The organism is Aeromonas sp. CA23, from assembly GCF_002587065.1.
GTDB lineage: Bacteria > Pseudomonadota > Gammaproteobacteria > Enterobacterales > Aeromonadaceae > Aeromonas > Aeromonas bestiarum.
Genome location: NZ_CP023818.1, coordinates 2649139 through 2674940, shown reverse-complemented (window position 1 = coordinate 2674940; position 25802 = coordinate 2649139). Strand labels below are relative to the sequence as shown.

Below are 25802 nucleotides of genomic sequence, written 5' to 3'. Positions count from 1 at the left end.
AGAATCCATCTCATGTGAAATTATATTTATACACATGAATGTGTCATCAGCTGATAATTATCGAGCACCAAAACCGGTCAAAATAGTTCGTATGGTTTTAAACACAATAAGTACATCCAACCATAATGAAAAGTGCTTGATATAATAAAAGTCATGTTCAATTTTAATTCTTGTATCATCCGCATCAGCAGCATACCCATGTACTACCTGAGCCCATCCACTGATGCCTGGCCGCACTATGTGCCGATACATATAAAATGGGATCTCCCGATCGAATTGATCAACGAACGTCCTCTGCTCTGGTCTGGGACCTATTAGACTCATATCACCTTTTAATACATTGAAAAACTGTGGTAGTTCATCAATCCTTAATTTTCTAATTATTTTTCCTACACGTGTAACGCGCATGTCATCACTCTGTGCAAACTGGGCACCATTTTTCTCAGAATCACGACACATGCTTCTAAATTTATAAATGCAAAAGTCTTTATTACCCATTCCAACACGATTCTGCAAAAACAAGATCGATCCAGGACTTTCCAATTTTATTAGAATTGCCGTGATCAGCATTACTGGAGAGAGAGCCGGGATTGCTATAAGTGCAATAATAATATCAAAACAACGTTTTATTGGGGTATACATGGGCGAAGGCAACAGAGAACCCAGCTGATTCTCATGCATATGATCTATCTTCACTCTACCAGTCAAACTCTCACTAATTTGCTTGATATGGTAAACTGGAATGTGCGCCAGTGCACAACGCGCCAGAAAACGCTCCCAATCACCAGCCAAACTATTATCATGGAGATCAGCCACTACCGCATCATACCGGATCGCCCCCAAGTCCGGATGCTCTAGGATCCGCCATTCGGCTGCATTGTTTTTTAGCAATGAATGATAATCACCAAATGGTAGCAATGCATACTTTGGTATTCTATATCTACGGCCAATAAAATAGACAGCCCAGCAACACAATAGCGCTAATATATATGATTCAAATAAAACTTGCCGACTATATTCCAAGCGAATAAAAAACAACATGCCAACGAGAACGCCATATACACCCGTAACTGTTGGAATCATATATGAGACAGGGCTGGCACCAGGATAACGAAGTATTCGGTGCAAAATAATCCCTGTCAAGATGAAGGCAAGAAATGCACCAGCAAGTGTATTTATTCGTACAGAATCAAGATGTTCCCAAAATCCCCATCCCCAACGCTCAAGACCGGGAATCAATACAGAGAAGAAAGCTCCCATCAAAAAGAGGGCAGGAGAGCTGAAAAAAAACCTTTCATACCAACGGGAATGGCGTCTTTGATAGCTTATAATAGTCACATTAGTCCCCAGATCTCTAAAATTTAACTATTTTCTTAAAAAAACACGATATATTTTTTTTCTAAACTCGCCAGGTAGTAATCTGATTGGAAGCCTAATCACTAAATTTCTTATAAACTCAAAACATGATATGAAGCCTATGTCATAAAAACGTTTCTGAACAGATATTTCTGAAAGTGCATACTTCACCCCACCTCTACGTACCTCCATCCCATTTCCTGTCCTGGCATAAACAAGAACCTCGGGGATGTTCAACACAATAAAACCTTTAGTTATCATTCTGACCCATAGGGCATAATCTTCATATAAGTAATCATCTTGGTAGCCACCTGCCGCCATAACAGCCGATCTTCTAAAAGCAACTGACATATGATTCATTGGATTACGGTACTTTGCATAACTCCTGATCTCATCATAAAGACAAGGTACAGTCTTTATTGCATGGCATTGTTCAATGCGTTCATCAAACTCGGCAACATAGGCCCCCAATAATTTTATATCTGGGCTTTTTTTAAAATGTGAAATTTGAATTTCAAACCTATTAGGAGTGCAGATATCATCTGTGTCCATTCTAAATACGATATCATTACTACATATATCAAGGCCTTTATTTAGAGCTTGACCAAGACCAATATTTTTCTCTAATGGCAAAGTAATAATTGGTAATTTATTACTCCATTTGGCAACAACAAGATTTAACTCATTAGTTATGGGGCCATCATAAACAAGTATAATTTCATTTGCCTGGACTGTTTGATTGAATAAGCTATCTAAACATTGATCCAAAAAATATGGGTTTTCTTTAAAGTATAGAGACATCAAAACGCTAAAAGACATGATAGACCCGAATAGTAAAATAATTAATGTTTAGCATTATCTTTGCTGATATTTTATCATACACCTACTTGAAAAAATCTCGAATACCATTTATAAAGAATTGTCTTCGCTTCTTGCTCTCTTGATAAAAAAATGAAAAGATCAAGAATCTAAGCGGGAACAAACAGCATTGGGATATTTTCCATCGAAGTGGTACATAACTCAACGTTAGCATTTTTAATAAGTTTCTAGTCTGAAAGTAGTGTCTTATCGGCGATGGTATTCCCAGCTTGAATAGCTTGAAATCTAATACCCCCTCCCCCAGATGATGAGAAAATTCAACTGAAGAGTCAATGACGATGGAATAACCCATTCCACGAGCACGCCAGCCCCATTCATAATCAACATAGTCGATAAATAGATCAGCATCAAAGACACCCACATCAGTGAATGTTTTTACAGCTGTAACTGAGCACGAGCTCATAAGATTTTCTGCAAAGAAAAATCTCTCTTGACCAGGAATATTTTTCTTTGAATCTAATCCACCAGTTTGATCAGGCATTGCACATAATGCAGATATCTTGTGCCCAAAACTATCTAAATATTTATAACTGGCTAGCAATTCCTTTATTTTAAAAAAGGAAATAGTACTATCGTCATCTATAAATATGACATATTCATATTCATTACTTTCAGCGAATTTGATACCTATATTCTGGGCGGCAGCTATTCCTATATTACCACCATTATGCCAGTAAAAAATATTGGCAATTTTTATCTCATCTAATGAGAGTTTTTCTGCACTATTATCAGAAATAAATACATCCATGTTTTCTGATATCTTAATGACATTATCAAACACTAGATGCCAATCTGGCTCATAGGTGACGACAATAGACAGAATTTGCTTCCTTGAATGAGTCATATGTTATCCTGCTTGATCTTTCCCATATAAGGACACAAAATAAATTTTATGCATTTTTCAAACTGAAGAGCAAACAATGGAAATAGCATGAATAAAATGAATCCTAATAAGAATCTTCCGTATAGCAAATCTGTAATATTGTTAGCCAGAGGTAATGTTTGAGTCATTACAAAAATCGCTGGATAAAAAATCGCTTTGTTCACCCTCATTAACCAAGTGCTAATAATACAGAGCAATATTGTATTAACTGCCACCGTTAAAATAACAACTCCCATAGAATAATCACCAAATATCGCTTTAGCTTCACCAATCAAGAACGATGTTGCATTAACCCATGAGGCATTTGCATCAGGAAATACATGCCTTATGATGTCACTCAATGGATCTACTTGTTTGATATCTAGTAGGCTTGCAAACGGTAACCCCCAATATAAATAAGTATCACTTGGCTTTGAAAAATTATATACCCAGAACATACCATCAGCTTGAGCGACAAAAAGACGATTCAATATCGCATCAAAAAAATATGATGAGTCACCACCGAAATCAAAAGAAATATAAAATAGAAAACTAATTATAAGAAGAGTGAACAGACCGCCAACAATAATACTCTTTATTTTTCCATAGCGAGCCCAGTATAACCAGAACGAGCCTATTACCATCATAACAAGAGGACCTTTCTGCAGATCATACAATATACATAATGAGGTAATGAAAAAAGAAATAAATACTAATTTTTTAGTACAAGTTTTGTTCAAGAATGCAATCAAACAGCTATAGTAAGCATACAACGGAAAATACTTAATAAAGAAGTTTATGATTGGAAGTGATATCCCATCTTCACCACGCAATATGCTAGCCTTCTGGATTTCTGCATCAACGACATTACCACTGATAGCAGTGAAAAGCGGTATATTTTTTGTAAAAACAATCTTTGCAATTAGAATTAGGAATACCAAGATAATGCTAGAAACTAAATACAGTCCACGGTCATTTGAAACCGGTGTAAACTCATAGCGACAACCACCGATCAGAAAGGAAATAGATATTGAAATAAATAGTGCAATAATAACTATAAAATAGTCTATAAGCACCTTGCTTTTTACACTCTCGGATACAAGGCTACACGTTATAGACCCAAGGCAATCCGAACCATAGCTTATGATAAGTACGCCGGGGAGAGTCAGTATTAAAATTTGAAATGCTATGACAAATCCGATCGGATGGGCTGAATATCCAAAAATAGGCCATGTTTTATAATGGCTTAAAGATGCAAATACTAATGCTATGAAAAAAACCATGAATTCCATTATGATTGCTCTATTCAGTCTACGCTAACAATTAACGTGAGATATTATTTTTTCATAATTTTTCTAACAAGAAAAACGAGCACGCTCTTTATAAAAACCAACGGATGTGTTTTAATCATAATGGTAATTAGCTTAGAATCCTTTACAGCCAGAGATAACATTTCACTGGGGAATATATCTAAATCCTGTTTCTCTAAGAAGTGCTCATTCCCACTCCACCCTTCATATGACTCGAGAAGATTGCTAGAACATGCCATATGGCGGATCACATTCAGAAAACGCTCCCTTACATTGTAAAAGGAATGAACAGCTTCTATTCTCTCCATTGTCATCTTTAGATTATTAATGCTAACCCCAGAGTGTCCGACTTTACGCTTATTTTCCTCCAAGGGAGTATAACCTTGGAGCGGGCTTTCAATGCCAGTGCAATAAACGCCATTTAAACACTGCTCAACAAATGCAGTCCCACCAGGCATCGGGTGACTATCAATATATAAGTCACAATCCTTCGTCAAAGATAAATATTCAGAATATGGTAAGGATTTTATTATTTTCAAACGTTTTAGGTTTTTAATTTTCACTGGCCACCACCAATAATCAGTGTAGAAATTAACACCGATTATATAGATAATAGCATGTGGATAATCCACCAATAACGCTGATATTGTAGGGAATATAGAAACACCTTTTATTGGTTTGAACTTTGCACCTGAAGCCGCAGAAACTATTTTCTTTATCTCATTTTTTGACTGTGGATATCTTATATTCTCACTATTAAATTTTGTATTTTTATCTAACGGGATGCCTAAGAATGAAGTAGGGCAGGTAATTCCTCTAAGCTTATCTATTTTCCGCCCAAAATTGCTGATTTCAAACCATATATCAGCAACAGTTACACCTACATTGAAAACATGGTCTGCATGATTTATAAAGAAACACTTAAGATCCGGATTTTTCTTCTTGGCTAATCCACATGACAATACAGATATTATATCATCTGGATGAATATTTAAGATCAACTTATTATACTTTGCATATATATCTGAGATATGATCTATCTTGTTCAAGGCTGATAATGAACTGGGTATTGTAATTACGCTGGAAAAGAAAGATGACATTCTATTTTTTTCTCGATCACCTGAACGCCGAGTGATCAATAAATCCACTTCTTCATCCAACATTTCGGAGAGGCGCTCCATCAACCTGGTATGTCCGCCAGCAAGATATGGTTCACTAATAACAAACAATATATCATTACTTTTATTGTGAACACATCCTGATGAACCGATGGAATCTATTACCTTAAATCGAAGGTATGTTTCTATATCGGGAAAACTATAAACCCCAACATTATTTGACCACAGCAACTTGGCCAACACTTCTGCCAAGGAAATTGCATATTCAAGATCATCAGTAGAAGTAATCTTATTTTTAAACTCTAAAATTATTTTACTGCATGAAGAATTCATTCAACTGCCTTATTTAGCTATTTTATTAAAATTTATGACAAAAAATAAAAAATATAATGCATAATTTAAGGCATATGCGATGTTGACGCCGTTAACTCCAACGCTAACAATAAATAACCAAGATAGAAGCACAAATGACAGCGAAAATATTATTTCTGTACTAACAAACCATTTCACTGCACCACGAGATAACATAGGATATGCAACAAGCCAGCTTGCAATCTTTATTACATCACCAACGAGTTGAATAGAAAAAAGTTCACGTGCAGGTGAAAAACTTGATGTAAATAAAAGAGATATTGCTATATCTCTAAAGAGATAAACCCCCCCCGCACTAATAGCAACCAGTGGCATAATAATTCTAGCTGTACCAATAATTTCAGCCTTGATGGCTGCCACGTTATTTAGTGACGACAATCTAGGTAAATAGTAAGTACCAAGAGCCATAGTAATTACAGCTAAATATGCTTCCGATATTTTCCACACAGCCTGCCAATAACCAGCAACCTCCCAACCAACATTAGCCACCAGAATGTTTCTAATTAAAATCAACGCTACAGGGGCTGTCAGAGCAGACGTCACGGCCATCAGCACATAACCGCCTATCGCCTTGCGGTGTGCATGCTCAGTTTTACCCCACCAGTAACGTGCTTTAAACCAAGGTTGCCGCAGGGATATAATTAGCATAACCAGGCCTGAAATGCTGCTATTTATAGCAGCAGCGATTAATGCGCCATGTAGATTGGACTGCAGTATCAATCCGATCATGACTACAGTCGCCACACATACTGAAATCATGCCCGCCATGACGTAACGCCGATACTGCTGCTGACCATTAATAACTGAAGCTATTAATGTATTCGCTGCGGAAAAGGGAAGTACACAACAAGATATAACGACTAACCAAATATAATCAGGATTACCGAAAAGCCATATAGACAGGGGCTTAGCCAGTAAAAAACCTAATGGAATGACTACACATAATAATATACCAATCCACTGAATGGCAGCCTTCCACCAAGGTGCACATGCCTCATAACCATTAGCTTGATGTTCTGCGGTAAACCGCACAACGCCATTTCCTGCGGGAGCAGTAACCAGACCATTTAACATGCCCACCATGCTTTGAACTTGTCCCAGCATAGCCATACCGGTGGGGCCGGTATACACGGCCACCACCTTGGCAATAATAAACCCAGCAACCATTCTCAGCAGGGTTAACAATGCTGTAAATGCTGTTACTGTTAACAAACGTCTCATTCAGTAAATCCATTCACCGCAGCAATGACTCGAGTCACAGCCTCTTCAGACATTGTGGGATCCATCGGCAGAGATAAAACTTGCCTATGTAACAGCTCTGTCACCGGTAACGTCATATGGTTAAATGTGTTATATGCTTTTTGCTTGTGAGGTGGTATGGGATAATGAATAAGGGTTTGGATATCACAGGACTGTAAATGTGATTGTAGTGCCTCACGAGTAGCACTTTGGACGACAAAAAGATGCCATACATGACTTTCTGGATTATCAAAAATAGGTAATTGAACTGCTGGATGAGTAATTTCAGTACAGTAACGTGCAGCGATTTCTTGGCGCCGTTTGGTATCGCTCTCCAGATAACCAAGCTTTACCCTTAGCATGGCTGCCTGAATTTCATCCAAACGGCTATTTACCCCTTGATATAGATTTTCATATTTTTTATGGGAACCATAGTTACGCAATGCACATACAACCTCAGCTAAAGAGTCATCATTGGTAGCAATGGCACCAGCATCCCCCAAGGCGCCCAAGTTTTTACCCGGGTAGAAGCTGAATGCGGCTGCATCACCCCAGTTACCGGCCTTACGCCCATCAATCATGGCTCCATGGGCTTGGGCGCAATCTTCGAGCACCAGCAGATTATGCTCTTTCGCAATATTCATAATCTCACGCATTGGAGAAAGCTGGCCATAAAGATGGACTGGCAAAATGGCTTTAGTTTTTTTCGTAATAGCCGCACGGACTATTTCTGGACATAAATTGTAAGTGTTTGGATTAGGTTCAACTAATACTGGAATCAAGTCATTCTGAGTGATGGCGAGAACAGATGCAATATAGGTATTTGCCTGAACAATAACTTCATCACCGGCCTTCAACTTACCCTGCTCTTTCCAAGCATCCAGAACGAGAATAAGTGCATCCAAGCCATTTGCGACGCCCAGAACATGTTTTACGCCACAGTAGTCTGAAAACTCGGTTTCAAACTGAGAGAGTTCATTACCCATAATATACCAACCAGAATCGATGACACGAGCACATGCCTCTTTCAATTCTTGCTGATAACGAGAGTTCACATTTTTAAGATCGAGGAAGTTAATCATTTTTCTCACTCTGGAATATAAATTTCTGCAACACCAGTAATTACTTTTGATTTTCCTACTTTGCAATAGGTATCAAAAAAAACTCTGCGCTTATCTATATCAATGGACGTGACTTCTACTGTGGCGGTAACAGTATCGCCAATATATACAGGCTTTCTAAATTTCAAGCTTTGCGCAACGTACACACACCCCTGACCGGGCAATTTAGTACCAAATAGTGCAGAAAAAAAGCTAGAACTTAACATTCCATGCGCAATTCGCTTGCCAAATCTAGATTCTTTTGCGTATTCGTCATCCATATGTACTGGGTTTTTATCCCCAGATATCCCTGAAAAATCTTTTACATCGGCATCGGTAATCGTTTGAGAGTATGACTCACTCATACCTATTTTAATTTCTTCTAATTTATACATCTTGTGAAAACTCCTTCACCCACTGTTGAACCACATCCTCAGGATAACCACGAGTAAAATGAGTTCTCCATGGATAAGCCGGTTTTCTGGAGCCATCCTTTAACTTTAATTTAGATGTAGCACCAACTGCTTTTGCCGGAGTTCCTGCGTAAATAGTATCAACTTCAGTTATCCCAGAAAGAGATGAATGAGCACCGATCAAACAACCTTCCGCAATATAAGCACCTGGCAAGATAACTGACATTGTTGCAATAACTGCATAGTCACTCACTGTCACGCCTTGCATTACATTGCTTGGCGGATGGGGATCATTAGTGAGCACAACATATGGAAATATCCATACAAAATTACCAATTTTACTATGCTGACCTATATGTACATTACTGTGTGTTCTAACATAGTCACCGATATGACAATGACCTTGAATATCAGAAAGAGTACCTATTTGCAGGTTTTTTCCAGCAATGGTTTTCTCGCGAACAGTCACTCGATGACCAGTCACTAATGCTGGTCCAAAAACAGACCCTTCATAGAATATACTATGAGAACGAATATGCGATTTTTTGCCTATATGTAGTCGCTCACCACCAGATAGACTATTACTAACCCCGATCTCACAAAATGCCTCAATGATAGTGTCATCTTCGATCAAAACATTATCATAAATAATTGTGTATGCGCCGATTGTAACATTGTTACCAAGCACGGCCTTATCAGAAATAATAGATGTTGGGTGAATCATTTCTTTGATGCCTCTATAAACACCTGATAATCTCGTACATAATCATTTTCATCATATAGCTGGTCTGCCAGGACCATCAGTACACAGTCATCAGAAAAATCATACATTTCGCGCCACATAAATGACTCAATAAGAAGTCCCTGAGCCGGATTATCCAGTAAGATCTCAACTCGCTCACGACCATCATCAAGCAAAAAGCGACAAGACCCACGGACTGCTATTGCAACCTGTTTCAACGTCCGATGGGCGTGAAAGCCACGTCTCACCCCTTGGTTTGTCTTGAACATGTAATAAACACGTTTGATCTCAAAGGGAATATTTTTTCCCTCTTCCAGTGCTACTAATGAACCACGTTCATCGCCATGTGTTTGCAGCGGGATTAATTTCACTTGCATAGATTCATTGCCTCAACATAGCTTGATAGTGGCAGTGCTACCTGATCTTTTTTCGATAACTTTATATTTGATACTGGCCATGAAATATTTAAATCAGTGTCATTCCAACTAATAGCACCCTCGCTTTCAGGATGATAATAATCTGTTGTTTTATACAAAAACTCTGCTGTTTCGCTTAAAGTTACAAAGCCATGAGCAAACCCTGCCGGTATCCATAACTGTCTTTTATTTTCGGCTGATAGGTGCACACCAACCCACTGCCCAAAACTTGAGGAACCAAGACGGATATCTACCGCGACATCAAATACTTCACCGGAAATACAACGTACCAGTTTACCTTGAGCATGGGGAGCAGCCTGATAATGCAACCCACGCAAAACGCCTTGACTCGATTTGGAGTGATTATCTTGTACAAATGTGACTGGATACCCTACAGCCTTCTCAAACTGTAGATGGTTGAAACTTTCAAAGAAAAAGCCACGCTCATCGCCAAACACCTTAGGTTCAAAGAGCAAAACCTCAGGAATTTCAGTTTGAATACCCTTCATGGACATTATTTCCCTTTGATCATCTTGAGCAAGTACTGACCGTATGCATTTTTGGCAAGCGGCGCAGCCAAATTCCTGATCTGTTCCGCGTCAATAAACCCTTTTCGATAGGCAATTTCTTCCGGGCAAGAAACCTTTAATCCCTGCCTGGTTTCAATGGTCTGAATAAAGTTGCTCGCCTCAATCAGGCTCTCATGAGTACCGGTGTCGAGCCAGGCATAACCACGACCCATCATGGCTACCGACAGATTACCTTGTTCAAGATAGATGCGGTTAACGTCTGTGATTTCCAGTTCACCACGTGGAGATGGTTTCAGACTCTTGGCTATCTTCACCACGCTGTTGTCATAGAAATAGAGGCCAGTCACAGCATAGTTACTCTTCGGCTCTTGCGGTTTTTCTTCCAGAGAAATGGCAAGCCCATCATCATCAAATTCCACTACACCATAACGCTCTGGATCATGAACGTGATAGGCAAACACGGTGGCGCCACTGGATTTGGCCGCCGCGCCTTCCAGCTGTTTCTGCAAATCGTGACCGTAGAAGATGTTGTCACCCAGCACCAACGCACAGTCGTCGTTACCGATAAACTCTTCACCCAGAATAAAGGCTTGGGCCAATCCATCCGGGCTTGGTTGCACCTTGTATTGCAGGTTCAAACCCCATTGGCTGCCATCACCCAGCAGTTGTTCAAAACGGGGAGTATCTTGCGGTGTACTGATGATCAAGATATCGCGGATCCCTGCCAGCATCAGGGTGCTGAGCGGGTAATAGATCATCGGCTTGTCATAGATGGGCAGCAGTTGCTTGCTGACAGCCATGGTGACGGGGTAGAGACGAGTGCCTGACCCACCGGCCAGAATAATACCTTTACGTTTTATCATCATGCTTCATTTCTTATAATTGAATGATGTCACCATCAAAAAGAGTGTGTCCAAACGCCACTCAGTTTGCATTTTATCCCTGTCGGCCGGCGATGTATTGATTAACACCGCTGGCCATCATATTTATTTGCCGAGGATCTCGGTTAGCATTCGCTCGACGCCCACTGTCCAGTCCGGCAGTACCAGATCAAAGGTACGCTGAAACTTGCTGGTATTGAGGCGCGAGTTATGGGGCCGTCTGGCTGGGGTCGGGAAGGCACTGGTCGGCACCGCATTGAGTTGCGTGACCGCCAGTTCAATCCCTGCCTCTCGGGCTTTGGCAAACACCCGCTGGGCATAATCAAACCAGGTGGTGGTGCCAGAGGCGATCAGATGGTAGAGCCCAGCGACTTCCGGCTTGCGTTGCGCAACCCGAATGGCATGGGCCGTACAATCAGCCAGTAACTCGGCGCCGGTCGGCGCACCAAACTGGTCATTGATGACCGACATCTCGCTGCGCTCCTTGCCAACGCGTAGCATGGTCTTGGCGAAGTTAGCGCCGCGGGCGGCGTAGACCCAGCTGGTCCGGAAGATAAGATGGCGAGTACAAAGCGCTGCCGCCTGTTCCCCCGCCAGCTTGGTCTCACCATAGACGTTGAGCGGTGCAGTCTGATCACTCTCGAGCCAGGGACGCTCACCACTGCCATCGAATACGTAGTCGGTAGAGTAGTGCACCAGCCAGGCACCCAAGGCCTCGGCTTCTTTGGCGATGGCGGCCACACTGGTAGCATTAAGCAGTTCGGCAAACTCCCGCTCACTCTCCGCCTTGTCGACTGCCGTATGGGCAGCCGCATTGACAATCACATCCGGCTTGACCAGCCGTACCGTTTCAGCCACGCCCGCCGGATTGCTGAAATCGCCACAATAATCCGCAGAATCAAAATCGACGGCGGTAATATGCCCCAGCGGAGCCAGTGCACGCTGCAGCTCCCAACCTACCTGGCCATTTTTACCAAACAGCAGGATATGCATCAGGCACGTTCCCCGTAGTTCTGTTCAATCCAGGATTGGTAAGCACCACTCTTGACGTTGTTCACCCACTGCTGGTTATCCAGATACCACTGTACCGTCTTGCGGATACCGGATTCGAAGGTCTCTTGCGGCTGCCAATCAAGCTCGGCACTCATCTTGCTGGCATCGATGGCATAGCGGCGATCGTGACCGGGACGATCCGCCACATAGGTGATTTGATCGCGATAAGACCCGGCCTTGGGCACCATATCATCGAGCAGATCACACACGGTATGCACCACGTCCAGGTTCTGCTTCTCGTTGTGACCGCCAATGTTATAGGTCTCCCCCACCACACCGGTGGTCACCACCTTGTAGAGTGCGCGCGCGTGATCTTCCACATAGAGCCAGTCACGGATCTGGTCGCCCTTGCCATAGACAGGCAGCGGCTTGCCATCTAGGGCGTTGAGGATCACCAGCGGGATCAACTTCTCGGGGAAGTGATAAGGGCCGTAGTTGTTGGAGCAGTTGGTGACTATGGTCGGCAGACCGTAAGTACGGCGCCAGGCGCGCACCAGGTGGTCGCTGGATGCCTTGGAGGCAGAATAGGGACTGCTGGGGGCATAGGGGGTGGTTTCGGTAAAGAGCGGCAGCGCCTCACCGGCACTCACCTCATCCGGGTGGGGTAGATCGCCATACACCTCATCGGTGGAGATATGATGGAAGCGGAAAGCCGCTTTGCGCGTCTCGTCCAGATCGTTCCAATAGGCGCGGGCGGCTTCCAGCAACACATAGGTGCCGACGATATTGGTCTCGATGAAATCAGCGGGCCCTGTGATGGAGCGATCGACATGGCTCTCGGCCGCCAGGTGCATCACGGCATCCGGTTGATGCAGAGCAAACACCCGATCCAGTTCGCCACGGTTGCAGATATCCACCTGTTCAAAGGCATAGCGAGCACTCGCTGCCACATCAGCCAGCGATTCCAGGTTACCTGCATAAGTGAGTTTATCGAGGTTGATGACTGAATCCTGGGTATGCCCAATGATATGACGAACAACCGCCGAGCCGATAAAGCCAGCGCCACCAGTGACAAGGATTTTCATAGGTATGCTCTTGAAAATTAATAGAAAAAATTGTTTTTTTCAGCTAGCGAAAAAAAGGATGAAGGCAAAACTGAGTCTGTCCGACAGGCAGATATCTCACGTTAATCAGGAAAATCACATTGGCTACCGCCCCTGAGTTACAGCCCCCAGTTTGCTGCTTTTAACCAGATTGTGTCTGCTGTTGGCCATGATGCCCTCCAGCGTGGGATAAGTCTGCCACCGTCCCTGATGACAAGATCTCGATTTGTTTTACAAATTCAGTCTGGCGGTCTTGCCAGAAGCAGCCGTGCAATATCACAGTACCACTAGGGCAAAGTCTGGATTCTAGCGCCTTTCCCGGCAGCTTGAACAGTCAAAACAGCACTCCTAAAAGTGTCGGATCTGCCATCTGTTCGTTAATCAACCAGGGTGAACCCTGGTAGGAAATGTCCTGCTTCAGCCTACAGATCGGATTCATAAGTTACCCACCTTAGCCTTGGTCCCATCAATACTGAAGTAAAACTAATGGCAAACGGAACGTTAGCACTAATTCAGGTCATGATGTCGATCCGTACCTCGGGGTTTATGGCAAGTGTGCCATCGTTTTTACAGTAACGACTACAGATCCATTTACCTTGCTTGCCGGCGTTCCTGCCCACTCGGCACTTGGCAGCGGCAACACCCGCACGACGTATTATGTCATCAAGGTTTCATATGTGTATGTTTTTGCTGAAAACAAACAGGGCGAACCGGATGGTTCGCCCTGTGGCTATACGATAACGCAAGCTAGGAGGTGATGGCTACTGCTGCTGAACACTCGCCGTCGTGCTTGCGTCAGGGGCTTGCCAACCACCACCCACGGCCTTGTAAAGCGCCACCTGGTTGGTCAGCTGGGCCAGACGGGTGCTAATCAGTCCCTGCTTGGCACTGAACAACGAACGCTGGGCATCGAGCCTGGTCAGGTAGCTGTCCACTCCTTGCTCATAGCGGAACTCCGCCAGCTTGAAGTAGGTCTGGTTAGCCTCGACCAGTGCCTGCTGCGCCTGCAACTGCTGCTGGTAGTCAGCCTGGGTGCCGAGCGTATCCGCAACCTCCTTGAAGGCGGTCTGGATGCTCTTCTCGTAGCTGGCCACCGCCTGCCTGGTGCTCACCTCGGCCACGTCGAGATCGGCCATGCGCTTGCCGCCATCGAAGATGGGCAGGTTGATCTGGGGGATAAACGACCAGGTCCCGGTCCCGCCATCAAACAGGCCACTCAGCTGATTGCTGGCAGTGCCCGCCGTCGCGGTGAGCGAGATGGAGGGGAAGAAGGCCGCGCGCGCCGCACCTATATTGGCATTGGCCGCCTTCAGACTGTGCTCGGCGGCCAGAATATCCGGGCGCTGCTGCAGCAGGCTGGAAGGTGCGCCGACCGGGATTGCCGCCAGTTGCACCTCGGCCAGGCTCGCCGGCTGACCGTCCAGTGCCGGTACCTGGCTGCCAAGCAGCAGGGCCAGGCCATTTCTGTCCTGCTTCACCTGGCGCTGGTACTGGGCCAGGCTGACCCGGGCACTCTCCAGCGCGGTACGCCCCTGCGCCAGCTCCATCTCGGAGGCCGAGCCCAGGCGATACTTGTGCTCGGTCAGGCCATAGCTCTCCTGCTCGGTCGACAGAGTTGCCTCGCTCAGCGCCAGCAACTCCTGATCCGCCAGCAGAGTGAGATAGGCGTTGGCCACCGAGGCGACCAGCGCAATCTGGGTGCTGCGCTGGGTCTCGATCTGACCAAGATAGGTCTCCAGCGCCTGATCCTTCAGGCTCTGGATCCGGCCGAACAGGTCCAGCTCATAGGCTGTGATGCCGATGTTGGCATCGTACTGGCTGCTGATAGTCCCCTGCCCCGTGCTGCTGAGATCATCGGATCCCTGCTGGCGGGTGCCTGAGCCATTCGCCGCCAGGGTCGGCAACTGGGCCGCCCGCTGGATGTGGTATCTGGCCTCATAGGCCTCGACGTTGAGGGCCGCGATACGCAGATCCCGGTTGTTCTCCAGCGCCGTGGCGATCAGTTTCTGCAGGGCCGGATCGAGGAACTGCTGCTGCCAGGGGGAGGCAACCGCCTCCCCTTCCACCTGATTGCTCTGCCAGGAGGCGCCTTGCGGCAGCGCGGGTCTTTGATAGTCGGGGGCCATGGAACAGGCCCCCAGCAGCAGTGTCACGCTCAAGGCGACGATCGTCTTAGTCATGATGAGTCTCCTTGGCAAGGGCAGCTCGCTCTTCCCGTGTACTGTGTTTGGTGAAGTAGCGCGTCACCAGCACGAAGAACAGCGGCACGAAGAAGATGGCCAGCACGGTCGCGCTGATCATGCCCCCCATCACGCCTGTACCTATGGCGTTGCGGCTGCTGGCACCCGCGCCCGAGCTGATGGCCAGCGGCAGCACGCCGAGGATGAAGGCGAGCGAGGTCATCAGGATCGGACGCAACCGCAACCGGGCTGCCTCCACCACGGCTTCGCTGACGCCCATCCCCTTGTCATACAGCTCCTTGGCAAATTCGACGATCAGGATCGCGTTCTTGGCCGACAGCCCTATGGTGGTGAGCAAGCCCACCTGGAAGTAGACGTCGTTCTCCAGCCCGCGCATGGTCGCCGCCAGAATGGCACCCAACACCCCGAGCGGCACTACCAGCATCACCGAGAAGGGAATGCTCCAGCTCTCGTACAGGGCCGCCAGACAGAGGAATACCACCAGCAGGGAGATGGCGTACAAGGCCGGCGCCTGGGAGCCCGCCTGGCGCTCCTGCAGGGAGAGACCTGTCCACTCGATACCGATGCCTTCCGGCAGCTGTTTCACCATCTGCTCTATGGCCGCCATGGCATCACCGGTACTCTTGCCGGGCGCAGCTTCACCCACTATCTCCATGGCGGAGACACCGTTGTAGCGTTCCAGACGGGGCGAGCCAAAGCTCCACTCCGTGCTGGCAAAGGCGGAGAAGGGCACCATCTGGCCCGCGCTGTTGCGCACATACCAGAGCTTGAGATCTTCCGGGTTCATCCGGAACGGCGCATCCGCCTGCAGGTAGACCTTCTTGACCCGACCGCGATCGACGAAGTCGTTCACGTAGGAAGAGCCCCAGGCCGCCGCCAGCGTGTTGTTGATGTCGCTGATGGAGAGCCCCTGCGCCAGCGCCTTCTCGTAGTCGATCTTGACGTCGAGCTGCGGTGTATCTTCCATCCCGTTCGGGCGCACCCGCACCAGGTTGGGATCCTGCGCCGCCATGCCGAGCAGCTGGTTGCGCGCCGCCATCAGCTTCTCGTGCCCCAGCCCGCCGCGATCCTGCAGGTAGAAGTCAAAACCGGTGGCCGTTCCGAGCTCAGGAATGGGAGGCAGGTTGAAGGCAAACACCTGGGCTTCCTTGATGCTGAACAGGTAGCCCATGGCGCGGCCTATGATGGCATTGGCACTGCGCTCCGGCGTGTCGCGCTCTTTCCAGTCTTTCAGCTTGATAAACGCCATGCCGCTGTTCTGACCACTACCGGCGAAGCTGAAGCCCGCCACCGTCAGCACGGCCTCGACGTTATCCTTCTCGTTCTTCAGGAAGTAGTCGCGCATGTCCGCCAGCACCACCTCGGTACGCTGCTTGGTAGCACCGACCGGCAGTTGCACCATGGACATGATGACCCCCTGATCCTCTTCCGGCAGGAAGGAGGTGGGCATGCGCATGAACAGGATGGCCAGCACCGCCAGCATGGCGGCATAGATGATGCCGTAACGCACCCCCTGCTTGACCACCTTGCGCACGCCATTCTGGTAACGGTTGGCGCCAGCATCGAAGGCCCGGTTGAACCAGCCGAAGAAGCCGCGCTGGGCACCGAACTCGCCGTGCTTGATCGGCTTGAGCAGGGTGGCGCAGAGCGCCGGGGTCAGGATCAGGGCCACCAGCACCGACAGCACCATGGCCGAGACTATGGTGAGCGAGAACTGGCGATAGATGGCACCGGTCGAGCCGCCGAAGAAGGCCATGGGCACGAACACGGCGGACAGCACCAGGGCTATCCCCACCAGGGCACCCGTGATCTGGGTCATGGACTTGCGGGTCGCTTCCAGCGGGGAGAGATCCTCCTCGCTCATCAGCCGCTCCACGTTCTCCACCACCACGATGGCGTCATCCACCAGCAGGCCTATGGCCAGCACCAGACCGAACATGGTCAGGGTGTTGATGGAGAAGCCAAACGCCGACATGACGCCGAAGGTCCCCAGCAGCACCACGGGCACGGCTATGGTCGGGATCAGGGTGGCGCGGAAGTTCTGCAGGAACAGATACATGACGCAGAACACCAGGAAGATCGCCTCGATCAGGGTCTGCGCCACCTCCTCGATGGAGATCTTCACGAACGGCGTGGTGTCGTACGGATAGACGATTTCCATGTTGGCCGGGAAGTAGGCGGAGAGCTCATCCAGCTTGCCGCGGATCTTCTCGGCGGTATCCAGCGCGTTGGCACCGGTCGCCAGCTTGATGGCGACAGCCGCGGTGGACTGGCCGTTATAGAGCGCATCGGCGTCGTAGTTTTCGCCCGCCAGCTCAACCCGGGCCACATCCTGCAGCCGTACCTTGGAGCCGTCCTGATTCACCCGCAGCAAGATATTGTTGAACTCGGCCACGCTGGAGAGACGGGTCTGCCCCATGATGGTGGCGGTGAACTGCTGATCGGTCACGGAAGGCGTACCGCCCAGCTTGCCGAACGCCACCTGGGCATTCTGCGCCTTGATGGCGGTCTGCACATCAATCGGGGTCATCTGTACCCGGTTGAGCTTGTTCGGATCGAGCCAGACCCGCATGGAGTACTGGCTGCCGAACAAGGTGATGTCCCCGACCCCGTCCAGACGGCTCAGCGGCTCCTTGATGTTGGCCACCACGTAGTCGGCCAGGTCATCGTTGTTCATGGAGCCATCGCTGGAGATGAAGGCCGCCACCATCAGGAAGCTGCTGGAGGTCTTCTGAACCCGGATCCCCTGCTGTTGTACTTCCTGCGGCAGCAACGACATCGCCTGCTGCAGCTTGTTCTGCACCTGTACCTGGGCGATATCGGGATCGGTACCGGCCTGGAAGGTGAGGGTCACCGACACATTGCCGGACGAATCAGACTGGGAAGACATGTAGAGCAGGTGATCCAGCCCCGTCATGTTCTGCTCGATGATCTGGGTCACCGAGTCTTCCACCGTCTTGGCGGAGGCGCCCGGATAGCTGGCGGAGATGCCGACGGCGGGTGGCGCTATGCTGGGATACTGGGCGATCGGCAGGCCTATGATGGCCAGGCTCCCCGCCAGCATGATCACCAGGGCGATCACCCAGGCGAAAATGGGTCTGTCTATGAAAAATCGTGCCATGAGGCGACTACTCCATCCTACTTGTTGGCCGGGGTCTGGGCAGACAGCTCGGTGGCAGTCTGTTCAGTGGGCGCCACGACAACCCCGGGTTTTACCTTTTGCAGACCGGCGACGATCACCCGCTCGCCCGTCTTGAGACCGGATTCCACCACCCAGTCGCTGCCGACGATGCGGCTCAGCTGCACTTCCCGCAGCTCGACCTTGTTGTCCGCGGTCACCACCATGACGGTGGCACCACCTTTCGGGGTGCGGGTCACGGCAGTTTGCGGCACCAGCAGCCCCTCGGCCCGCTCACCCTCTTGCAGGGTGGCGCGCATGAACATGCCGGGCAGCAACAGCTGGTGAGGGTTGGGGACTATCACCCGCAGGGTCACCATGCCGGTGGTCTCATCCACGGTCACGTCGGAGAACTGCAACGAGCCCTCTTCGCTGTAGCTGCTGCCATCTTCCAGCTGGAAGCGCACCTTGGCGCCATCCTGCTGGCCCTGGGTCAGCTTGCCGGCGGCGACCTGACGCTTGAGACGCAGCAGATCGGCGGTGGACTGACGCACATCCACATACATGGGGTCGAGCTGCTGGATGGAGGTGAGGCTGTCGGCCTGCTGGGCCGTCACCAGGGCACCCTCGGTCACCGCAGACTTGCCGATGCGACCGCTGATGGGGGCCGTGATGCGGGTATAGGCCAGATTGATGTTGGCGCTCTGCACTGCGGCCTTGGCGGCACCTATCTCGGCCAGCTGCTGCTTCCAGGCGGCATCGGCGTCGTCGTACTCCTGGCTGCTGATGGCCTTCACCTTCACCAGCTCGGCATAACGCTTGGCCTTGAGGCGGGCGCTCTGCTCGTTGGCCTGCGCCTTGGCCAGATTGGCCTTGGCACTGGCCACATTGGCCTGATAGACGGCGGGGTCTATCTGGTACAGCAGTTGGCCGGCCTTGACGTCGCTGCCTTCGGTAAAGAGGCGCTTGAGAATGATACCGCTCACCTGGGGACGCACCTCGGCGACCCGCAGCGGGGCGCTGCGGCCGGTCAGCTCCGAGGTGAGCTGCAACGGCATTGTGTGCAGGGTGACGACATCCACGGCGGCGGGTGGCATCTCACCCGGCCCTTGCTGGGCACTGCCCTGTTCGCCACAAGCTGTCAGCAGACCGCTTGCCAGCAGGGCAAGGCCGACCGAACGTGCGAGAATATGTTTATGCATGAAGAACCTGAGCCTCTGTCAATCAATGAATAACCACAGGTTTTATATGACCCTGTTGGTAAAATCGGAAAGATGAGGCAATATACATACATTCATAAATGTATGTAAGTGACTTTTTTTACTTTTACAAGGCGCAGATGTCGATGGCCAGAAGAACCAAAGAAGAGGCGCAGCAGACCCGCTGCCACATCATGAGTACGGCCCTGAATCTGTTCTGTTCGCAAGGATTGGCCAAGACCAGCCTGACCGATATTGCCAGGGCCGCCGATCTGACCCGTGGCGCCATCTATTGGCACTTCAAGAACAAGGAGGAGCTGTTCGTCTCCCTGTGGGAGGAGCTGTGCCAACCGCTCTCCCATCAGCTCGACGCCTGTGTCGCCGAACAGGAGCCGGACCCCCTCGGCAAGCTGCGCAGCTTCCTCAAGGAGGTGCTGGTGAAGATCAGCACCAATCCTGCCCACCAGCAGATGTTCACCATCATGTTCAATCTCGAGTCGCTGGAAGGGGAAGCCATCTCGCTGCGCGAGCACATGCGCAGCCAGTCCGCCAACTTCTTCCGGGATCTGGAGACCACCCTGGCCAATGCGGTGCGCCTCGGCCAGCTGCCCCGGGGACTGGATCTGCAGCGGGCCGCCACCCTGCTGCACTGCACCCTGGATGGCTACATCATCAACTGGCTGCACTTCCCGGAGCGCATCGACCTGACCCGGGAGGCCGACTTCCTGCTCGACAGCCTGTTTGCCCTGATAGCCCTGCCAACCGGCCCGGCCGTCCGCCGCACCTGATAGCCCAGGGCCAGCCCGCCGCTGGCCCCGCACCTTGCTTCCTGCACGCCACCACAGAACCGCTCCCCAGCCTGGCAGTACAGGTTCACGGCACGACGCTTTGGTAGCCCATCGCCAAATTTGCTAGAGTAGCGCCCCCGAAAGAAGGTGCCTGCCATGTCCATATCTCCACTGCCCGACCACGATGCCTCCCCCAGTCAGCCATCTGCATCGCCACTGCCCAATCATGATGCCTCCCCCGGTCAGCCATCTGCATCGCCACTGCCCAGTCATGATGCCTCCTGCAGTCTGCCTTCTGTGGCGGATCCAGGCACCCTGTCAGCCCGTCAGCGCTTTCTGAAACAGCTGGCGGCAGGCGCCCATCTGCTGGAAGCGGGCTGCGGAGCGGGCGAGGATCTGCTCTTTTTCCGGCAGCAAGGTCTCATGGTCACCGCCTTTGATGCCAGCTTGGTCCAGGCGAAGCTGGCCTCGCGCCGCAGCGGCCAGCCTGTCCGGGTCTGCCGCCTCGAGCAGATGCACAGCGCCTTGCCCTTTGACGCCATCTGGGCCAGCGGCTCGCTGCCCTGCCTGGCCGAGGAAGAGCTTGCCCCCGCTCTGATGCATCTCGCCGGCCTGCTCAAACCCCGGGCGCCGCTCTACTGCTCCTTCCCTTATGACGAGGGTGAGCACAGCTGCGCCGTGGCCTCCTCACAAGACGAATACCCGCTGCAGACCCGGCTCGATGAGGCCCGCCTGCAACAACTGATCGCCACCCTGCCATTTGACCTGCATCAGAGCTGGTGCAGCGAGGATGCCGTGCACGGTCGCTGGCTGCATGCCCTGTTGATCCGCCTCCCCGAGCTCGCCCCCACCAGGCATCAATATCGCCGTCGCCGCTTCAAGGGGCCCATCCCCCGCAATTCATCATCCAGCTAACAATATTTAACTCTGAGTTAACCAGGTGATGGCAGACAAGATGCGGACTTTGTGTTAAAAAGCGGCATTAAAATCAAAATTAAATAACAAATCAGACACTAACACCTGGATTTACTTATGAAACTTGTCCTCAAACTGGTTGCCGGCATCCTGGCCGGTCTCTTGCTCGGTCTCTACGCCCCCGAATGGGTCGCACGCGTGCTGTTTACGGCCAAGACAGTCATAGGTCAGCTGATCACTTTCACCATTCCGCTCATCATCCTGTTCTTCATCATGAGCGGCATCGCCAGCCTGCCGAAGAACTCCGGCAAGCTGCTGGGCAAGACGGTTGCCCTCTCTTACTGCTCCACCATACTGGCGGGCCTGTTCGCCTTTGCCGTGGCCAGCAACCTGATCCCGCGCCTGACCACCGCCGCCGAGCCCACGGCTGCTGCCGCCATCAAGCTCAGCTCCTACGTCAACCTGGAGATACCACCGCTGTTCGGGGTCATGTCGGCCCTGGCCGCCGCCTTCGTGTTCGGCATCGGCATCAGCGCCACCCAGGCCACCGATCTGCGCCGCGTCGCCGATCAGGGCCGCGACATCATAGACCGCCTGCTGGCCCGCGTGATCATCCCGCTGCTGCCCTTCTACATCGCCGGCGTCTTCGTCGAGATGACGGTCGAGGGCACCGTCTTCGCCACCCTGAAGACCTTCGGCGTGGTGCTGGTAATGGCCATCGTCATGCACTGGCTCTGGCTCTCGGTGCTGTTCATCGGCACGGGTCTGGCGCTGGGTCGCTCACCCGCCATGCTCATCAAGAACATGCTGCCCGCCTACTTCACCGCTCTCGGCACCATGTCCAGCGCCGCCACCATCCCGGTTGCCCTGCAGGCCAGCAAGAACAACGGGGTGAGCGACGACATCGCCAACTTCACCGTGCCCCTGTGCGCCACCATCCACCTGTGTGGCTCCACCATCACGCTGGTGACCTGCGCAACCGCGGTGATGTTCCTCTCCGAGCACCTGGCCATTCCAGGCATAGACACCATGCTGCCCTTCATCATGATGCTGGGCGTCATCATGATAGCCGCGCCGGGTGCCCCGGGTGGCGGTGTCATGTCCGCCCTGGGCCTGCTCACCTCCATGCTCGGCTTCGGTGAGGCCTCCATCGCCCTGATGATCGCCCTCTACCTGGCGCAGGACAGCTTTGGCACCGCCTGCAACGTCACCGGTGACGGCGTCATTGCCCTGTGGGCCGACCGCTTCGCCCAGCGCGGCGAGACAGCCCTCGGCGCCGAGCAGGACGCAGCCTGATACGGCGAGCAAACACATAAAAAACGGGAGCCATCGGCTCCCGTTTTTTATGGCTGGCATCTGAGGTCAACCGCGCCGGCGGATCACCCCCTCCTGCGCCGTGCTCGCCACCAGCACCCCATCGCGGGTGAAGAACTGGCCGCGCACCAGACCGCGACCTGCGCTGGCGCTCGGGCTGTCCACCACGTAGAGCAGCCAGTCATCCAGCCGGAAGTCCCGGTGGAACCACATGGAGTGATCTATGGTGGCCACCTGCATGTCTGGCTCCCAGTACGAGACGCCATGGGGCTGCAGGGCGGTAAACAGGAAGTGGAAATCGGAGGCGTAGGCCAGCAGGTATTTATGGACCCGCTGATCGTCCGGCATCTGGCCGTTGGCCCTGAACCAGACGTGGCGCAGCGGCTCGTGCACATCGGGGCGGATCGGGTCGACCAGGGTCACGGGGCGAATTTCGATGGGCTTCTCGCACATGATCTTGTCGCGCAGGGCGGACGGGATCTGCTGCTCGTAGGGGCGCACCAGCTCCAGCTCGCTCTTGAGCTGCTCGGGCGGGGTGATCCCCGCCGGCATGGCGATCTGATGCTCGAACCCCTCGGCCTCGACCTGGAAGGAGGCGTTGAGATAGAAGATGGGCTTGCCGCCCTGAATGGCCTTGACCCGGCGGGTGGAGACGGTCTGGCCGTCACGGATATTCTCCACGTCGTAGATGATGGGACGATTGGCATCACCGGGGCGCAGGAAGTAGGAGTGGAAACTGTGCACCTGACGATCGGCGGCCACCGTCTGTTTGGCGGCTGACAAGGCCTGCCCCATTACCTGTCCGCCAAACACGGCCCGCAGACCGAGATCCTGGCTCTGGCCCCGAAACAGGCCCTCCTCGATTTTCTCGAGCGCCAGCAGTGCCAGCAGCTCATCAAGTACCTTGCTCATTATTATCTCCTGTATCAGTGCCGCAAAGGCTAACAAGCCCGCTCTGGCAGAGCAACCTTGCCCCTCCCCCGCAGTGGATCCGCCGGGTGGTTTAATTCAGCAAGGAAGGAATTGGAATAATAAACGGCAGACGGCAGCAACAAAAAGGCCCGCCTGAGAGGCGGGCCTTTCCATGCGCGAACCCATGAGGCTCAGCGCAACGCTTACTTGCTGCCGGTACCCGAGTTGCGGGTAGAGGAGGTCGGCTTGCGGCGGGCCGTGGTGCTGCGGGCGCGCGGCTCCATGCCCTGCATGTCCTTGTGACGCTTGACGGCGCGACGGATCTGGGCGGCCTGCTTGTGACGGGTGCTCTTGCCATCCTGCTGCAGATCGACCTTGGATTCGGTCTCCGGCGGCATGTTGACCAGACCGCGCAGGTAGTTCACTTCCGGCAGTTTCAGCTCCTGCCAGCCACCGCGGGGGATGCCACGATCCAGGGTGACGTCGCCGTAGCGCACCCGCATCAGACGGCTCACCTGCACTTCCTGGGATTCCCACAGGCGGCGCACTTCACGGTTGCGGCCCTCGGTCAGGGTGACGTTGAACCACTGGTTCAGGCCTTCACCGCCGGCCGGTTTGATCTTGTTGAACTTGGCCATGCCATCTTCCAGCTGCACCCCCTTGCGCAGGCGCTGCAGCATGGCTTCGGTGATCTCGCCGAACACACGCACCGCGTATTCACGCTCCACTTCGTGGCTCGGGTGCATCAGGCGGTTGGCCAGCTCACCGTCAGTGGTGAACAGCAGCAAGCCGGAGGTGTTGACGTCGAGACGGCCTACCGCGATCCAGCGGGCGCTCTCCAGCTTGGGCAGACGATCGAACACGGTGGGACGACCTTCCGGATCGTGACGGGTACACATCTCCCCTTCGGGCTTGTGATACGCCAGCACGCGGCAGATCATCTCTTCCTCGGCACGGGTCTTGACCGTATGGCCATCGACACGGATCACGGCGTTCACTTCGACGCGATCTCCCAGTGTGGCCACCTTGCCATCCACACTGACCCGACCTGCGGTGATCAGGGCCTCCATCTCACGACGGGAGCCGTGACCCGCGCGGGCCAACACTTTTTGCAGTTTTTCACTCATCGGGGTTACCTGATTGTTGATCGCTGCCCGCCAGCATAACGGGCAACGGTTATTACTGTGTCGAACCCAGTACGGGCAATCCGACACGCTTCAATACTCAAAGATCGGGTCAGCCGGCACATGCCAGCACAGTGGACCCGATCTCGCGGCCCTCGCCCGGCATGCCGGGCAAGGGGATGGCAGTGCAGGATCCCGCATGGGTCATCCGACACGCCCTGATGTTCAAGAGGCCAGGTCAGCCGGCACAGGCCAGCGACCGGAACCGGGCCTAGCTGCCCTCGACCGGCAAACCGGGCAAGGGATGTTGCAATTCAGGATCCAGCTCGGGGAGCTGATCCAGGCTCTGCAGATTAAAATAATCCAGAAATTCCCGGGTGGTGGCGAGCAGCTCGGGGCGACCCACCACCTCCTTGTGACCGACGCTGCGCACCCAGCCACGCTCTTTCAGGGTATTCACTATCTGGCTCGACACCGCCACCCCGCGGATGGCTTCGATCTCGGCCCGGGTGATGGGCTGCCGATACGCAATCAGCGTCAGCGTCTCCATCACGGCGCGGGAATAGCGGGGTGCCCGCTCGCTCCAGAGCCTGGAGAGCTCCTCGGCATACTCCTGGCGCGCCTGAAAGCGCCAGCCGGAGGCAACCTCTTTGAGCTCCACCCCCCGCTCGCTGTAATCCTGCCGCAGTTCTGCCAGCAAGAGTTGAATATAGCGGCCGGTGACGGGGTAATCCGCCAGCACGCCGCTTTTCAGCTCGCTCACGGTTAATGGCCGTCCGGCCACGAAGATCGCGGCCTCGACCAGCGTCTTGAGCCGTTCAGCGGGCAGCGCCACGGTTGCCCTCCCCGCTCATGGCGTCAGGCTGGCCGGCCAACGGGAGAGGCACACAGACCCCGGCAGGCGGGCAACAGGCTCG

23 protein-coding genes are annotated in these 25802 nt (G+C 51.7%); 3 read left to right on the top strand and 20 right to left on the bottom strand.

Annotation, left to right across the window (positions count from 1 at the left end; genetic code table 11):
• Nucleotides 1-57: 57 nt before the first annotated feature.
• From CK910_RS12550 to CK910_RS12470, 17 genes are all read right to left on the bottom strand, one after another.
• Complete coding sequence (locus CK910_RS12550) at nt 58-1338, bottom strand: sugar transferase (RefSeq protein WP_253852684.1); 1281 nt, start codon at nt 1336-1338, stop codon at nt 58-60.
• Between the two features lie 27 nt (nt 1339-1365).
• A complete protein-coding gene (locus CK910_RS12545; protein WP_098983442.1) occupies nt 1366-2175 on the bottom strand; it encodes a glycosyltransferase in 810 nt (269 codons plus the stop codon).
• A gap of 64 nt (nt 2176-2239) precedes the next feature.
• Nucleotides 2240-3079 carry a glycosyltransferase gene (locus CK910_RS12540; RefSeq protein ID WP_098983439.1) on the bottom strand — a complete coding sequence of 280 codons (840 nt, stop codon included), beginning with the start codon at nt 3077-3079 and terminating at the stop codon, nt 2240-2242.
• A complete protein-coding gene (locus CK910_RS12535) occupies nt 3076-4389 on the bottom strand; it encodes a hypothetical protein (protein ID WP_253852683.1) in 1314 nt (437 codons plus the stop codon). The genes CK910_RS12540 and CK910_RS12535 overlap by 4 nt, the downstream gene beginning before the upstream one ends.
• Before the next feature lie 44 nt (nt 4390-4433).
• On the bottom strand, nt 4434-5858 hold the full coding sequence (locus tag CK910_RS23740) for a hypothetical protein (RefSeq protein WP_157774616.1): 1425 nt from the start codon (nt 5856-5858) through the stop codon (nt 4434-4436).
• A gap of 9 nt (nt 5859-5867) precedes the next feature.
• Nucleotides 5868-7118 (bottom strand): O-antigen translocase, encoded by a 1251-nt coding sequence (locus CK910_RS12525; RefSeq protein WP_098983433.1) that lies wholly within the window; start codon nt 7116-7118, stop codon nt 5868-5870.
• Nucleotides 7115-8218, bottom strand: a complete 1104-nt coding sequence (locus CK910_RS12520; protein ID WP_098983430.1) for a DegT/DnrJ/EryC1/StrS family aminotransferase — start codon at nt 8216-8218, stop codon at nt 7115-7117. Before CK910_RS12520 ends, CK910_RS12525 begins: the two co-directional genes overlap by 4 nt.
• Nucleotides 8219-8223: 5 nt before the next feature.
• Nucleotides 8224-8631 carry a MaoC family dehydratase gene (locus CK910_RS12515; RefSeq protein WP_098983427.1) on the bottom strand — a complete coding sequence of 136 codons (408 nt, stop codon included), beginning with the start codon at nt 8629-8631 and terminating at the stop codon, nt 8224-8226.
• Nucleotides 8624-9373, bottom strand: a complete 750-nt coding sequence (locus CK910_RS12510) for an N-acetyltransferase (RefSeq protein WP_098983424.1) — start codon at nt 9371-9373, stop codon at nt 8624-8626. Before CK910_RS12510 ends, CK910_RS12515 begins: the two co-directional genes overlap by 8 nt.
• A complete protein-coding gene (locus CK910_RS12505; protein ID WP_098983421.1) occupies nt 9370-9768 on the bottom strand; it encodes a sugar 3,4-ketoisomerase in 399 nt (132 codons plus the stop codon). The genes CK910_RS12510 and CK910_RS12505 overlap by 4 nt, the downstream gene beginning before the upstream one ends.
• Complete coding sequence (rfbC, locus tag CK910_RS12500; protein WP_098985072.1) at nt 9759-10316, bottom strand: dTDP-4-dehydrorhamnose 3,5-epimerase; 558 nt, start codon at nt 10314-10316, stop codon at nt 9759-9761. Before rfbC ends, CK910_RS12505 begins: the two co-directional genes overlap by 10 nt.
• 5 nt (nt 10317-10321) lie before the next feature.
• On the bottom strand, nt 10322-11200 hold the full coding sequence (rfbA, locus tag CK910_RS12495) for a glucose-1-phosphate thymidylyltransferase RfbA (RefSeq protein WP_098983418.1): 879 nt from the start codon (nt 11198-11200) through the stop codon (nt 10322-10324).
• 123 nt (nt 11201-11323) lie between these two features.
• A complete protein-coding gene (gene rfbD, locus CK910_RS12490) occupies nt 11324-12211 on the bottom strand; it encodes a dTDP-4-dehydrorhamnose reductase (protein WP_098983415.1) in 888 nt (295 codons plus the stop codon).
• Nucleotides 12211-13296: a dTDP-glucose 4,6-dehydratase gene (gene rfbB, locus CK910_RS12485; protein WP_098983412.1), complete on the bottom strand. Its 1086-nt coding sequence runs from the start codon at nt 13294-13296 to the stop codon at nt 12211-12213. Before rfbB ends, rfbD begins: the two co-directional genes overlap by 1 nt.
• A gap of 779 nt (nt 13297-14075) precedes the next feature.
• Nucleotides 14076-15494, bottom strand: a complete 1419-nt coding sequence (locus CK910_RS12480; RefSeq protein WP_098983409.1) for an efflux transporter outer membrane subunit — start codon at nt 15492-15494, stop codon at nt 14076-14078.
• Nucleotides 15487-18636, bottom strand: coding sequence for an efflux RND transporter permease subunit (locus tag CK910_RS12475; RefSeq protein WP_042870633.1), 3150 nt, complete (start codon nt 18634-18636; stop codon nt 15487-15489). Before CK910_RS12475 ends, CK910_RS12480 begins: the two co-directional genes overlap by 8 nt.
• A gap of 17 nt (nt 18637-18653) precedes the next feature.
• Nucleotides 18654-19835, bottom strand: a complete 1182-nt coding sequence (locus tag CK910_RS12470) for an efflux RND transporter periplasmic adaptor subunit (protein ID WP_098983406.1) — start codon at nt 19833-19835, stop codon at nt 18654-18656.
• 143 nt (nt 19836-19978) lie between these two features.
• Between CK910_RS12470 and CK910_RS12465 the strand changes: the two genes are divergently transcribed.
• From CK910_RS12465 to CK910_RS12455, 3 genes are all read left to right on the top strand, one after another.
• Nucleotides 19979-20620 carry a TetR family transcriptional regulator gene (locus tag CK910_RS12465; RefSeq protein ID WP_043556833.1) on the top strand — a complete coding sequence of 214 codons (642 nt, stop codon included), beginning with the start codon at nt 19979-19981 and terminating at the stop codon, nt 20618-20620.
• Between the two features lie 315 nt (nt 20621-20935).
• Entirely contained in the window at nt 20936-21535 is a 600-nt protein-coding gene (locus CK910_RS12460) for a class I SAM-dependent methyltransferase (RefSeq protein WP_441296867.1), read from the top strand.
• Between the two features lie 117 nt (nt 21536-21652).
• Nucleotides 21653-22831 (top strand): dicarboxylate/amino acid:cation symporter, encoded by a 1179-nt coding sequence (locus tag CK910_RS12455; protein ID WP_098983400.1) that lies wholly within the window; start codon nt 21653-21655, stop codon nt 22829-22831.
• A gap of 66 nt (nt 22832-22897) precedes the next feature.
• On the opposite strand, the gene tesB is transcribed toward CK910_RS12455, so the two are convergent.
• The 3 genes from tesB to scpB form a co-directional block, all read right to left on the bottom strand.
• The gene (tesB, locus tag CK910_RS12450; protein WP_043556714.1) at nt 22898-23761 is read right to left on the bottom strand and encodes an acyl-CoA thioesterase II; all 864 of its coding nucleotides are present in this window, start codon (nt 23759-23761) and stop codon (nt 22898-22900) included.
• Nucleotides 23762-23964: 203 nt separating this feature from the next.
• Nucleotides 23965-24888, bottom strand: a complete 924-nt coding sequence (gene rluB / locus CK910_RS12445) for a 23S rRNA pseudouridine(2605) synthase RluB (RefSeq protein WP_043134216.1) — start codon at nt 24886-24888, stop codon at nt 23965-23967.
• A gap of 268 nt (nt 24889-25156) precedes the next feature.
• Nucleotides 25157-25720, bottom strand: a complete 564-nt coding sequence (gene scpB, locus CK910_RS12440) for an SMC-Scp complex subunit ScpB (RefSeq protein WP_098983395.1) — start codon at nt 25718-25720, stop codon at nt 25157-25159.
• Nucleotides 25721-25802 lie beyond the last annotated feature (82 nt).

Bases quoted from the DNA above. Each gene is read 5' to 3' on its own strand.
- CK910_RS12545 (WP_098983442.1), bottom strand. From the start codon at position 2,175: ATGTCTTTTAGCGTTTTGATGTCTCTATACTTTAAAGAAAACCCATAT.
- CK910_RS12540 (WP_098983439.1), bottom strand. From the start codon at position 3,079: ATGACTCATTCAAGGAAGCAAATTCTGTCTATTGTCGTCACCTATGAG.
- CK910_RS12535 (WP_253852683.1), bottom strand. From the start codon at position 4,389: ATGGAATTCATGGTTTTTTTCATAGCATTAGTATTTGCATCTTTAAGC.
- CK910_RS23740 (WP_157774616.1), bottom strand. From the start codon at position 5,858: ATGAATTCTTCATGCAGTAAAATAATTTTAGAGTTTAAAAATAAGATT.
- CK910_RS12525 (WP_098983433.1), bottom strand. From the start codon at position 7,118: ATGAGACGTTTGTTAACAGTAACAGCATTTACAGCATTGTTAACCCTG.
- CK910_RS12520 (WP_098983430.1), bottom strand. From the start codon at position 8,218: ATGATTAACTTCCTCGATCTTAAAAATGTGAACTCTCGTTATCAGCAA.
- CK910_RS12515 (WP_098983427.1), bottom strand. From the start codon at position 8,631: ATGTATAAATTAGAAGAAATTAAAATAGGTATGAGTGAGTCATACTCT.
- CK910_RS12510 (WP_098983424.1), bottom strand. From the start codon at position 9,373: ATGATTCACCCAACATCTATTATTTCTGATAAGGCCGTGCTTGGTAAC.
- CK910_RS12505 (WP_098983421.1), bottom strand. From the start codon at position 9,768: ATGCAAGTGAAATTAATCCCGCTGCAAACACATGGCGATGAACGTGGT.
- rfbC (WP_098985072.1), bottom strand. From the start codon at position 10,316: ATGAAGGGTATTCAAACTGAAATTCCTGAGGTTTTGCTCTTTGAACCT.
- rfbA (WP_098983418.1), bottom strand. From the start codon at position 11,200: ATGATAAAACGTAAAGGTATTATTCTGGCCGGTGGGTCAGGCACTCGT.
- rfbD (WP_098983415.1), bottom strand. From the start codon at position 12,211: ATGCATATCCTGCTGTTTGGTAAAAATGGCCAGGTAGGTTGGGAGCTG.
- rfbB (WP_098983412.1), bottom strand. From the start codon at position 13,296: ATGAAAATCCTTGTCACTGGTGGCGCTGGCTTTATCGGCTCGGCGGTT.
- CK910_RS12480 (WP_098983409.1), bottom strand. From the start codon at position 15,494: ATGACTAAGACGATCGTCGCCTTGAGCGTGACACTGCTGCTGGGGGCC.
- CK910_RS12475 (WP_042870633.1), bottom strand. From the start codon at position 18,636: ATGGCACGATTTTTCATAGACAGACCCATTTTCGCCTGGGTGATCGCC.
- CK910_RS12470 (WP_098983406.1), bottom strand. From the start codon at position 19,835: ATGCATAAACATATTCTCGCACGTTCGGTCGGCCTTGCCCTGCTGGCA.
- CK910_RS12465 (WP_043556833.1), top strand. From the start codon at position 19,979: ATGGCCAGAAGAACCAAAGAAGAGGCGCAGCAGACCCGCTGCCACATC.
- CK910_RS12455 (WP_098983400.1), top strand. From the start codon at position 21,653: ATGAAACTTGTCCTCAAACTGGTTGCCGGCATCCTGGCCGGTCTCTTG.
- tesB (WP_043556714.1), bottom strand. From the start codon at position 23,761: ATGAGCAAGGTACTTGATGAGCTGCTGGCACTGCTGGCGCTCGAGAAA.
- rluB (WP_043134216.1), bottom strand. From the start codon at position 24,888: ATGAGTGAAAAACTGCAAAAAGTGTTGGCCCGCGCGGGTCACGGCTCC.